This is a genomic window from Actinospongiicola halichondriae (genome assembly GCF_049103745.1).
In the GTDB taxonomy this organism is placed as follows: Bacteria; Actinomycetota; Acidimicrobiia; order Acidimicrobiales; family Salinilacustritrichaceae; genus Salinilacustrithrix; species Salinilacustrithrix halichondriae.
Genome location: NZ_CP171622.1, coordinates 2,850,115 through 2,860,979 on the forward strand (window position 1 = coordinate 2,850,115; position 10,865 = coordinate 2,860,979).

The window sequence follows — 10,865 nt, forward strand, 5'->3', positions numbered from 1 at the left end:
CCCCACCCACCCCCACCGCCTTGGAGGCCCCGTGACTCTGACGACGTCGCGCACGATCCCGCTCACACTCGAACGAGACGAGTGGCGCAAGCTGTCCGCTTGTCGGGACACGGACCCGAACCTGTTCTTCCCCGTCGGCACGACCGGCCCCGCCCTCGAGCAGATCGCCAACGCCAAGGCCGTCTGCCAGACCTGCGACGTCCAGGGCCTGTGCCTCGAGTACGCCATCTCCACCAACCAGGACAGCGGCGTCTGGGGTGGCACCTCCGAGGAGGAGCGCCGACAGATGCGCCGTGCGCGCCAGCGTCGCCTCAAGGAGCAGCGCACCGCCTGAACGGCACCATCTCCGCTGCTCCATGGCGGGCGCCAGATCATCATCACGACCTCCCTTCACCGGGAGGTCGTTGCGCGTCACCACTCCGACGACGACGCCGTGACGCGGATGACGGTGCCGATCCGGGGCGGCGTGCCGGCGGCACGTTCCATGTGGATCGCTCCCCCGAGTTCGGTCTCGACCAGGGTCCGGACGATCGACAGGCCGAGGCCGGTGGTCGCGGACAGGTCGAAGTCGTCCGGGAGGCCGACGCCGTCGTCCTGGACGATCACCACCAGGCCGTCGTCGGTCCGCTCGAGGTGGACGTCGACGCGTCCCGGCTCGTCGCCGAGATCGACGCCAGGTGGGAACGCATGGTCGACCGCGTTCTGCAGCAGTTCGTTCAGCACGACCGACAGTGACGTCGCCGGGGCCGCCGGCACGGAGCCGGCCTCGCCGGTGACGTCGACGTGGAAGGGACGCGAGGGGTCGATGAGCCCCTCCTCGACCATGCGCGACAGCTCGCGGGCCACCTCGACGAACGGGACGTCGTCGCCGGCCTCGCGCGAGAGCGTCTCGTGGACCAGGGCGATGGACCGGATGCGTCGGGCCGATTCCTCGATTGCGGCCTTGCCCTCGTCGGACCCGAGGCGCCGGCCCTGGAGTCGGAGCAGCGAGGAGATCGTCTGGAGGTTGTTCTTCACCCGATGATGGATCTCGCGGATCGTGGCGTCCTTCGAGAGCAACAACCGGTCCCGGCGGCGCAGTTCGGAGATGTCGCGCACGAGGACCACCGCACCCGACACCTGGCCGCGATCGGTGATCGGAAGGCAGCGGAAGACGACGGTGATCTCGTTCGCCCGCTCGACCTCCTCGACCGTGGGCTGATGCACGGCGAAGGCCGTCGTGATCGGTGACTCGTCGAGTCCGAGCTCCCCGAACCGCAGGCCTTCGGTGTTGGCGTGCACGCCCACTCGGTGCAGGGCGGAGACCGCGTTGGGCGACGTGTACTCGACCCGCCCCGACGAATCGAGCAGCAACACGCCGTCGCCCACACGAGGCGCCTCGGCCGAGTCGTCCTTCTCGTCGTAGGGGAAGTCGCCGGCGGCGATCATGCGAGCGAAGCGGTTGAAGATGTCGAGGTAGGTGCGCTCGAGCTCTCCGTGCTGGCGGCCGATCGAGGGAGCGGACTCGCGGGTGACGACGCCGATCACCTTGCCGTCGCACCGGATCGGGACACACAGCACCCGCACCCGTTCGCGGACCACGGCGAGGTGGATCTCGCCCTCGATGATCTCGCCGTTGCGGAACGAGCGGGCGACCAACGGCCGCTCGGCGTCCTCGAGTCGGGTGCCGACCCAGTCGCCTCGATAGACCGTCTGGCCTGTCGTCGGCCGGACCTGGGCCAACACGACGAACTCCTGGCCGTCGAGGCCGCCCACCGGGGCGAAGAGGAGCAGGTCGGAGAAGCAGAAGTCGGCGAGCAGGCCCCACGACGCCGCCAGGCGCTGGAGGTGCTGGATCTCGTTGTCGTCGAGCGGCGTCAGCGAGCGGGTGAGGTCGACGAAGGACGACACGATCAGTTCCAGAGCTGCTCGCCGAGCTGCAACAGCCCGGCGAGATCGAAGATGTCGGAGTCGAAGTACGGGACCGTGGCGATCACGTCCGGTTGCGCAGCGAGTTCCTTGCGCTGCTCGGACTCACGGGACGCGACGACCCGGAAGTTCAAGAAGCTGTCGGCGACCTCCTCGACCACGCGGGCGACGTCGTCCACGTCACCGATGCCGGGCAACCCCTCGGCGATCGCGGTCGGATCGGCTGCCATGGCCTTGGCCGCCTTCGCGGCCTTGGTGTCGAGCAGGTAGTTCGGGAGCACCTTGTTCAGCACGACGGCGCCGAGGTGGAACGACTCGGCCTCGAGTGCGTCGATGAAGAACTCCGCCTCGCGGACCGGAGCCGACTCGAGGGTGGAGACGACGACGAACGTGGTGCGCTTGTCCTCGAGCGTGCGCTGCACGGAACGGGCTCGCTCGACGAAACCGTCGTACATCGTCTGGAAGAGCATGAAGAACTCGGCGATGTCCTCGAGGAACGCGGAGCCCAGGATCGAGTCGGCCACCCGGTAGAACGGCTTCGTCGCGACGTTGACCAACCGGGACCGGTAGGGCACCGTCAGCCACCGCAGGAGCCGAGACGAGAAGAAGTCGGCCATGCGCTCGGGCGCTTCGAGGAAGTCGATCGCGTTGCGTGTGGGGGGCGTGTCGACGATCACCAGGTCGTACCGCCCCGAGGCGTGGATCTCGTACAACCGCTCCATGGCGATGTAGTCGTGGCTCTGGACGAAGCGGCCGGTGATGTTGGTGTAGAGGGGGTTGGCCAGGATCGCGTCGCGTGTCGTGTCGTCGGGCGCGTGGCGTCGGACCAGGTCGTCCCACGACTGCTTGGTGTCGAGCATCGCCGCCCACAGTTCGCCTTGCGGCTCGACCCCGGCCGCCGTGAATGCCTTGGCCGGCACCTGCGTCTCGACGTTGCCGAACGACTCGAGCCCCAACGCGTTCGCCAATCGCTTGGCCGGGTCGACGGTCACCACGAGGATCTTGCCCCCGAGGTGGGTCGCGGCCATGGCGCCGAGCGCCGCCGCCGTCGTCGTCTTGCCGACGCCGCCGGACCCGCAACAGATCACGATCTCCTTGGCCGCGAGCAGCTGCTCGAGCGTGCCCGGGGTCGCGTCCTTCTTCGTCCGGCGCGCCATCAGTACCCGAGCTCCTCGCCGAGATAGCCGGCGATCATCTTCGTCGCCCGCACGCCGTGGGTGCGCTGGAACAGGTACGGCACATACAGCAACGGGAGGTCGTCGGGCAGCTCCTCACGGAGCCTGGTCAGGTGACCGGCACGCGAGCGGCGCAGGGTGACGGCGAGCTCGGCTGCGTCGAGCACCGGCCGGGCCGGGCCGCCGGCGAGCTCGGACAGGCGGTCGACCACGGGGTCTTCGCGGAGCTTGTCGAACAGCTCCTCCTCCGCGCGGTTGAACAGCTCGGGAAGCACCCGGTTCACGACGACCGCTGCGAGGTCGACGACGGTCTCCTCACGCAACCGGCCGGCGAGCTCGATCGTCTCCTGGACCGGCATCTCCTCCGGAGCAGCGACGATCACGACGCCGGTCTGGGCCGGATCGCCGAGGATGTCCATCATCCAGCCCGTCTGGTCACGGACCAACCCGACCTGGACCAGTTCCTTGATCGCGTCGGGCGCCGCCAACTGGCCCACGATGTGACCGCTGGCCGAGGCATCGACGACGACGAGGTCGTAGTTCCGCTCCCGGACCTCGAACGCCAACTTCCCGACGGTCAGGATCTCCTTCACGCCGGGCGCAGCATTGGCGACGAAGTCGAACGTCCGGGCCAGGGGGCCGATCCGAGCGACCAGCGGCAGCTTGAGCTGGAGGCTCAGGTACTCCTTGAGCGACTCCTCGGTGTCCATCGACATCGCGAAGACGTTTTTCGAGACCTCGGTGGGAGCGAACGACGTCGCACCCGACTCGAAGAAGTCGGCGAGGTTGCCCTTGGCGTCGACCTCGCAGACGAGGGTCCGCTTGCCCCGATCGGCCGCCAGCGCGCCGATGGCCGCGGCGACGGTGGACTTCCCCACGCCCCCCTTGCCGGTGACGAAGAGGAGCTTGCGATCGAGGAGGGGGATCAATTCAGGTGGCGAAGCCGATGCGTCGCTCGGCGTCGGAGCTGCCGATCTCGACGTACGCGAGCTTGTCGGTCGGGATCCCGAGACGGCGACCCTTCTTGTCGGTCAGCCACAGGACGGACGTCGTGCCACCGATGGCAGCGTCGACGTCGGCCTGCACCGCATCGGCATCGGCGTCGTCACCGAGGTCGATGTCGAGTTCCTTGCCGGTGTAGGTCACACCGATGCGTACGTCCACGTCTTCTCACACCTCTTGTCGGGGTCAACCGGAGCAGGGGTCAACCTACCGTCGGTCCGACTCGTCGACCCGATCGGTGATCGACTCCCACCAACGAGGACGGGCCTCGGCTTCCTCGCGGCCGACCCAACCGGTCCACATGCTCTTCACCGCGCCGGGCGTGGTGATCGCCTTGATGATGTGCGCAGGGATCAGGAACCACAGGCCGAACGACACCCAGTCGTGGACGAAGGTCGCGCCGGATCGCCACTCCAACGGGAACGGCCCGAACCACTTCATGACCGAACCGGTCATGACCATGACCGCGAGCGCAGAGCCGACGAGGACGGCGTTGAGCTTCTGTCCCCCGTTGAACTTGCCGGTCTCGCTTCCGGGCCGCGTGCGCCGACGGAGGAACCGCACATCGTCGTCGTGCCAGAGCGAGAAGCGACGGACGTCGCGCTGGAGGCCTGCTCGCCACGGTCCCGACAAGACCACGAGGAAGGGCACGACGGCGGCGAATCCTGCGACGACGTGGAGGTCCTTGACCAGCGCACGCCGCCCGACGGCGACGGCCAGCGGTTCGACGTAGAGGATCGCGCCGGTCGCGACGGCCACGAGGACCGCCGCGGCGCTCACCCAGTGGACGATGCGCTCCGGGCGGTCGAAGCGGACGACGCGATCGCCCTCGACCCGGTCGTTCTCTCCGTGGGCATGGGCCGGTCGCCGGGTCGTCGCGGTCATGTGGGTTCGTCCGCCCGGCCGTTCGACTCGCCGACCCAGGCGTCGGTGTCGTAGCCGCGCACCTCCCAGAAACCGGGAGGCTCCGCCGAGTCGGTGGCCTCGAACCCGGCCAACCACTTGAGCGACTTGTACCCGTACATGGGGGCGACGAAGAGCCGGACCGGCCCGCCGTGCTCACGCCGGACGTCGTCGCCCAGCATCTGCGTGGCCACGAGGACGTCGTCGCGGCGGGCCTGCTCCATCGTCAACGTCGTGGTGTAGACGCCGTCGTAGCTGAAGAACCGCACGTGGGAAGCCGAAGCGTCGACACCGGCCTCGTCGAGTAGGTCGGCGACCTTCACGCCCGCCCACTCGACGTCGGGGACCCGCCATCCGGTGACGCACTGGAAATCGCGGGTGAGTCCCACCATCGGGCGGTCGAGGAGGTCGGCGAACGACAACTCGAGCGGGCTGTCGACCATCCCGGTCACGCCCAAGCGGTACTCCGCCGGCGACACATCCGGGTTGAATCCCGCGACGCTGTAGAACCGGAACTTGGCCGTCGTGGGGAGCAGATTGGTGAGGCCTGTGCCGTCGGCGTCGGCGATCGGTCGGAACGCCGACTCGATCGCGGTCTGGAACGGCGATCCGATCACGATGCCGGTGGCCCCCAGGCCGAGCGCGCCCAGGAAGGTCCTTCTCCCGAGCGGCCGATACGCTTGTTGGTCCACGACCACGAGCGTACGGTGCGTTCGGATCGAGCCCCCGCCGCCTCCCCTCGTTTCACCGATCGGTAAGACCCGCCCATGACCACTCCGCCCTCGGACACCACGGATCTGATCCGTCGCCGTGTCATCAACGTGGTCGGCCACGAGCTGCGAACGCCGATCAGCACGGTCCGCGGCCTCGCCGAGCTGTTGATCGGCGCCGACGAGGACGAGGCCCGTGACGTCATCATCCCTGCGCTGATCCGCAACGCCCGACGGTCCGAGGACCTCCTCGACGACCTGCTCATCGTCAGCGAGATCAAGACCGCGCATCCCGTCGACGAGGCGGCCAGCATCGACCTGGGTGAGATCGCACGGTCGGTGGCCCGCCACACGATCGTCCGTGTCGAGGGCGAGCCCGCCGGTCCCGCCCACGGGCATCGCGACACCGTGGCCCGAGCGCTGCAGCACCTCGTCTCGAACGCCGTGAAGTACCACCAGGCCGAACCGTGGATCCACTTCGAGGCCGACGACGACACCGTCTCTGCCGTGGTCGTGACGCCGGTCGACGGTCAGGTCGCCGACGTCGAGTTGAGCTTCGAGGTCTTCTTCCGCGGCGAGAGTGCGGTCACCCGTGCCGCAGGACTGGGCATCGGGCTCCCCGCTGCGCGGGCGCTCGCCCGAGTCGACGACGGCGACGTCACCGTCGAGTCGACGCCGACGCAGTTCGTCGCTCGCCTCCAACTGCCACGATCACCGCTGGGGGTCTCGTGAACACGATCGACGGAATCGAGGTCGTCGTCGCTGACGACGAAGCCGACATCCGGCTGCTGCTCAAGCTGCAGCTGCGCCAGTTCGGCATCTCGGTGGTCGGCGAGGCCGAGGACGGCGTCCAGGCGATCGAGGTCTGTGAGGCCATGAAGCCCCACGTCGTCATCCTCGACCTGCTCATGCCGAACATGAACGGTTTCGAGGCCATCCCCGAGCTCCGCCGCCGTTGCCCCAACGTCAAGATCATCGCCTACTCGGCGGTGGCCGGCGACTTCGTCCGCAACGAGATGGCCCGCCAGGACGTCCCGCTCCGCCTCAAGAACGGCGACGCCGAACCGCTCGTCTCGGCGATCCGGGCCGTCGTGTCGGAGCCCTGCTCGGACTAGAGGATCTTCAGCTCGGGGTGGTGTCGACGAGTCGGCGCCAGGTCCTCGACGATGGCGCGAGCGATCTCGTCGAATGCTGCGGCGGCATCGGACTCCGGTTCCTCCGACACGATGGGACGACCGGTGTCGGAGCCTTCGCGCAGCGACGGCACGAGCGGGACCTTCCCGAGCAGCGGCACGTCGATACGCGTGGCCAACTCCTCGCCCCCACCAGATCCGAAGATCTCGTAGCGCTTGCCGTCGTCGCCGGTGAAGAACGACATGTTCTCGATGATGCCCTTGACCTCGAGGTTCACCTTCTCGGCCATGAACGCGGCACGCTGCGCCACACGCTGGGCAGCAGGCTGCGGCGTGGTGACGACGTAGACCTCGGCCCGAGGCAGGAACTGGCTCAGCGAGATCGAGATGTCGCCGGTCCCCGGCGGGAGGTCGACGATCAAGAAGTCGGGGTCGTCCCAGAACACGTCGGTGAGGAACTGCTCGAGTGCCTTGTGGAGCATGGGGCCACGCCAGATGACGGCCTGGTCCTCCTCGGCGAAGAACCCCATCGAGATGCAGGACACCCCGTGGGCCTCCGGCGGGATCAGCATCGAGTCGATGACGACGGGCGGCCGGTCGATGCCCAGCATGCGCGGGATCGAGAAGCCCCAGACGTCGGCGTCGACGATGGCGGTCTTGTGGCCACGCTTGGCGAGGCTGACGGCCAGGTTGGTGGTGACCGACGACTTGCCGACGCCGCCCTTGCCGGACGCGACGAGGAGCACGCGTGTCTTCGACTTCGGATCGGCGAACGGGATCGACCGACCTTCGGCGTGTCCGTGGGCTTCTTGGCTGCCTGCGGTGGCCTGCGGGTCGCCGACCATGAGCTCGCGGACCTTGGCCCGCTCGTCGTCGGTCATGACGTCGAAGGTCACGCGCACGGAGTCGACACCGTCGAGTGCGAAGACCGCCTCGCCGACGCGACGCTCGATCTCGTTCTTCAACGGACACCCGGAGACGGTGAGTGCGACCTCGACGTGGATCTGCGCGCCGTCGATCCGGATGAACCGGATCATGCCGAGATCGACGATGCTCCGGTGGAGTTCGGGGTCTTCGACGGGCCGTAGGGCCTCGGTGATCTCGGCTTCGGTGGGCAAGGGAGGACCTTCCATGGACTTCGGTCGTGCGTTGCGTGGATGTGCACTCGGGCAAATTTCCCCTATGCGCGTAGGTAGAATACCGACGTGCCTGCGGAATCACCCACCCCGCAACCGGGGCCGCTGAGTGCCACCGACTTCGCGTCGGCGGTGACCGCCATCACCTCGGCCTTCGGCGATCCCACCCGCCGGGACATCTTCCTCTGGCTCCGCGACCAGGACGACGGCGTCACCGCTTCTGCGGTGGCCGCCCAGTTCGAACTCCACTCGAACGTCGCGCGCCACCATCTCGACAAGCTGGCCGGTGGTGGCTACGTCGAGGTGAGCACCTCCCGCCCCGACGGCGGTGGCGCCGGCCGGCCCTCGAAGCGCTACACCGCGACAACGGCGGGGACCAGCCCGATCGAATTCCCGGTCCGTCACGACGACCTGTTGGTGTCCCTGCTCGGACGAGCGCTGGCGCTGTTGCCGCCCGCGGAGGCCGCGACCATGGCCGAGGAGGTCGGCATCGAGTACGGCCGGACACTCGCTGCGACCATGGGACCGACCGACCAGGCGCAGCGGTCGTTCCGGTCGGCACTCCACGCCGTCGCCGACGCGCTCTCCGCTCACGGGTTCGCGGCGCACGCCGAGAAGCAGGGTGACGAGCTGCGGATCGTGGCCCAGCACTGCCCCTTCGGCGACACGGCCATCGAGCACCCGGTCATCTGCGCCGTCGACCGTGGGCTGGTCAAGGGGATGCTGTCGTCGCTCTACGGCGACACTCGCCCGTCGACCGAGACGTCGGTCGCGCTCGGCTCGGAGACCTGCGTCACCGTCGTGACGTCCTCATGACGTGACCGCGCCGCGACACGATCTGGACCACGCCTCCACCACGCCGCTGCGGCCCTCGTCCCGGGACGCGATGGTCGAGACGTTGACCTCGGTGACCGGCGACCCGTCCCGGGTCCACACCGAGGGGACCCATGCGCGGGCAGTGCTCGAGGACGCCCGCGAGCGGGTGGGCGCGGCTTTCGGGGCCCGGGCGCGAGAAGTCGTCTTCACCTCGGGTGCGACCGAGTCGATCGCCACCGCCTGCTGGGGCGCAGCCGAGCGGGGAACGCACCAGGTCGTGCCTGCGGTCGAGCACTCCGCCGTCCGACTGTCTGCTGCGATGCACGGTCCGGTCCGGTCGGTCGGGGTCGACGGCCACGGCAGGGTCTCGGTCGACGAGATGCTTGCTGCGGTCGACGACCAGACCGCCGCCGTGCACCTGCAATGGGGCAATCACGAGGTCGGGACGACGCAGCCGGTCGACGAGGTGGTGGCGGCGTGCCGTGACCGCGGCGTTCTCGTCCACGTCGACGCGGCGCAGGCTGCCGGTCGGATCCCGATCGACTTCCGGGCGCTCGGCGCCGATCTCGTGTCGATCAGCGGCCACAAGCTGGGCGGGCCGCCGGGGTCCGGCGTACTGCTCGTGCGGCGTGGCGTGCGGCTACGGCCACTGCTCGTCGGCGGCGAGCAGGAGTTGGCTCGCCGTGCCGGCCTGGAGAACGTCGCGGCCGCGGTCGGGCTGGCGGCTGCCGTCGACTCGATCGATGTCGATTCCGAGGCCGCGACGCAGGTGGCGCTGACCGACCGTCTCCGTGACCAGCTCGTCGGCCTCGAGGGCGTGACGATCCACGGCGACCCCCTCCACCGCCTGCCGCACCTCGTCTGCATCGGCATCGCGGACATCGAGCCACAGGCAGTGTTGTTCGGCCTCGACCGCCGCGGCATCAGCGCCCACTCCGGCAGTGCGTGTGCGTCGGCCGACCTCGAGCCGTCGCCCGTGCTCGCGGCCATGGGCGTCGACGCCCACCGATCGCTGCGCCTCTCCGTCGGCTGGTCGTCGACCGACGCCGACGTCGATGCCGTCGCCGCCGCGCTCCCTGCGATCCTCACCGAACTCCGCTCGCTCCGACCCACCCACTGATCAGGGAACGCCGTCGTCCTCCCCGTCGGACCCGTCCCCCGCTCGACCCCCCATCGGCATGCCTGGGGAACGATTCGTCAACGAATCGGCGCCTAGCGAGTCAAACCGGGTGGTGGGGTGGTCGGTGGATGGGCGCGTACTGGCAGGCCCGGCGTGAGCGCGGAGGCGGTCGGCGACGAGGGCTGCAAGGCGACGGCGGGTGGCGGCGACGTGGGCGGTCAGATCCTCTCCCAGTGAGCGGTGCGCCGGATCGACCGGCGACGGGAGCAGGTCACCCCCACACTGGGCTGTCGCCGGCCACTGCTGATCGCTCCATCGATCCTGGTCGTCGGCGACCGCCGGGTCGAGGGGCGGCGGCTCGTCGCACTCCGGGCGGTCCCACGCCAAGGGCTGACCGAGGGGGTCGGATGTGACCCCGTCGACAGCACCGGCCTCCCCCGCCACCGGCGCGTAGACCCCACGCCCGACCCGGCGCAGCCGCCCCTCCCGAGTCTCGTAGGCGGCAGCGTCACCGAGCCGCTGGACCGGCCGCTCGCCACCCACCTCGTACCCATGGCGGTGGATCAACCCGTGCAACTCACGCAGCGAGACCTCGCCGTGACGACGCACGATGCCGACCAACACCCGTCGGAGGTCCACGCCCACGAGCACCTCGGCACCGACGACCGGCGGCGCCAACGCTCGCTCGTCGACCCGACATCGCCGGCGCACGTGACGGCGGTACGACTCCGGCCACAGACGCGGCCGCAGTGCGGCCAGCCGGTCGAGCACCGCGCGACGACGAGCAGCGAGCACCTCGAGTTCAGCGTCGATCGTGTCCAACTCGTCGACGTCGAGGCCGTGGGCGACCCGCGCGAGACGCAGATGATTCGGCCACAACCGGGGTTGCTCGGCTCGCACGCGGGCCAGGAGTACGGGATCGAGATCAGCAACAGTGAGCATGGGACGACGGTACGAACGGG

At 69.2% G+C, this 10,865-nt stretch carries 13 protein-coding genes; 5 read left to right on the forward strand and 8 right to left on the reverse strand.

Annotated features, from left to right (window positions below):
* The first annotated feature begins 31 nt into the window (after positions 1–31).
* On the forward strand, positions 32–334 hold the full coding sequence (locus AB8619_RS14035; RefSeq protein WP_436793255.1) for a WhiB family transcriptional regulator: 303 nt from the start codon (positions 32–34) through the stop codon (positions 332–334).
* Positions 335–411: 77 nt separating this feature from the next.
* Here the strand turns inward: AB8619_RS14035 and AB8619_RS14040 are convergent, their stop codons facing one another.
* Genes AB8619_RS14040 through AB8619_RS14065 form a run of 6 tightly spaced genes read right to left on the reverse strand, consistent with a single transcriptional unit; the run spans position 412 to position 5,680 of the window.
* Entirely contained in the window at positions 412–1,890 is a 1,479-nt protein-coding gene (locus AB8619_RS14040; protein WP_436793256.1) for a sensor histidine kinase, read from the reverse strand.
* A gap of 2 nt (positions 1,891–1,892) precedes the next feature.
* Positions 1,893–3,065 carry an ArsA family ATPase gene (locus AB8619_RS14045; protein WP_436793257.1) on the reverse strand — a complete coding sequence of 391 codons (1,173 nt, stop codon included), beginning with the start codon at positions 3,063–3,065 and terminating at the stop codon, positions 1,893–1,895.
* Positions 3,065–4,012, reverse strand: a complete 948-nt coding sequence (locus AB8619_RS14050; protein WP_436793258.1) for an ArsA family ATPase — start codon at positions 4,010–4,012, stop codon at positions 3,065–3,067. Before AB8619_RS14050 ends, AB8619_RS14045 begins: the two co-directional genes overlap by 1 nt.
* A gap of 1 nt (position 4,013) precedes the next feature.
* Positions 4,014–4,247, reverse strand: coding sequence for a DUF3107 domain-containing protein (locus AB8619_RS14055; protein WP_436793259.1), 234 nt, complete (start codon positions 4,245–4,247; stop codon positions 4,014–4,016).
* Positions 4,248–4,292: 45 nt separating this feature from the next.
* Positions 4,293–4,970 carry a cytochrome b/b6 domain-containing protein gene (locus tag AB8619_RS14060; RefSeq protein ID WP_436793260.1) on the reverse strand — a complete coding sequence of 226 codons (678 nt, stop codon included), beginning with the start codon at positions 4,968–4,970 and terminating at the stop codon, positions 4,293–4,295.
* Positions 4,967–5,680 carry a molybdopterin-dependent oxidoreductase gene (locus tag AB8619_RS14065; protein ID WP_436793261.1) on the reverse strand — a complete coding sequence of 238 codons (714 nt, stop codon included), beginning with the start codon at positions 5,678–5,680 and terminating at the stop codon, positions 4,967–4,969. The genes AB8619_RS14060 and AB8619_RS14065 overlap by 4 nt, the downstream gene beginning before the upstream one ends.
* 75 nt (positions 5,681–5,755) lie before the next feature.
* Here AB8619_RS14065 and AB8619_RS14070 point away from each other — a divergent pair, with 75 nt between their 5' ends.
* Positions 5,756–6,430 carry a sensor histidine kinase gene (locus AB8619_RS14070; protein WP_436793262.1) on the forward strand — a complete coding sequence of 225 codons (675 nt, stop codon included), beginning with the start codon at positions 5,756–5,758 and terminating at the stop codon, positions 6,428–6,430.
* Positions 6,427–6,813, forward strand: coding sequence for a response regulator (locus AB8619_RS14075; protein WP_436793263.1), 387 nt, complete (start codon positions 6,427–6,429; stop codon positions 6,811–6,813). The genes AB8619_RS14070 and AB8619_RS14075 overlap by 4 nt, the downstream gene beginning before the upstream one ends.
* Here the strand turns inward: AB8619_RS14075 and AB8619_RS14080 are convergent.
* Positions 6,810–7,964, reverse strand: coding sequence for an Mrp/NBP35 family ATP-binding protein (locus AB8619_RS14080; RefSeq protein WP_436793264.1), 1,155 nt, complete (start codon positions 7,962–7,964; stop codon positions 6,810–6,812). The genes AB8619_RS14075 and AB8619_RS14080 overlap by 4 nt on opposite strands.
* Positions 7,965–8,036: 72 nt before the next feature.
* Between AB8619_RS14080 and AB8619_RS14085 the strand changes: the two genes are divergently transcribed.
* Entirely contained in the window at positions 8,037–8,783 is a 747-nt protein-coding gene (locus AB8619_RS14085) for a helix-turn-helix transcriptional regulator (RefSeq protein WP_436793265.1), read from the forward strand.
* A gap of 1 nt (position 8,784) precedes the next feature.
* Positions 8,785–9,903, forward strand: coding sequence for a cysteine desulfurase family protein (locus tag AB8619_RS14090; protein WP_436793266.1), 1,119 nt, complete (start codon positions 8,785–8,787; stop codon positions 9,901–9,903).
* On the opposite strand, the gene AB8619_RS14095 is transcribed toward AB8619_RS14090, so the two are convergent.
* Entirely contained in the window at positions 9,904–10,845 is a 942-nt protein-coding gene (locus AB8619_RS14095) for a hypothetical protein (RefSeq protein WP_436793267.1), read from the reverse strand.
* Positions 10,846–10,865: the final 20 nt, after the last annotated feature.

Bases quoted from the DNA above. Each gene is read 5' to 3' on its own strand.
- AB8619_RS14045 (WP_436793257.1), bottom strand. From the start codon at position 3,065: ATGGCGCGCCGGACGAAGAAGGACGCGACCCCGGGCACGCTCGAGCAG.
- AB8619_RS14060 (WP_436793260.1), bottom strand. From the start codon at position 4,970: ATGACCGCGACGACCCGGCGACCGGCCCATGCCCACGGAGAGAACGAC.
- AB8619_RS14070 (WP_436793262.1), top strand. From the start codon at position 5,756: ATGACCACTCCGCCCTCGGACACCACGGATCTGATCCGTCGCCGTGTC.
- AB8619_RS14080 (WP_436793264.1), bottom strand. From the start codon at position 7,964: ATGGAAGGTCCTCCCTTGCCCACCGAAGCCGAGATCACCGAGGCCCTA.
- AB8619_RS14095 (WP_436793267.1), bottom strand. From the start codon at position 10,845: ATGCTCACTGTTGCTGATCTCGATCCCGTACTCCTGGCCCGCGTGCGA.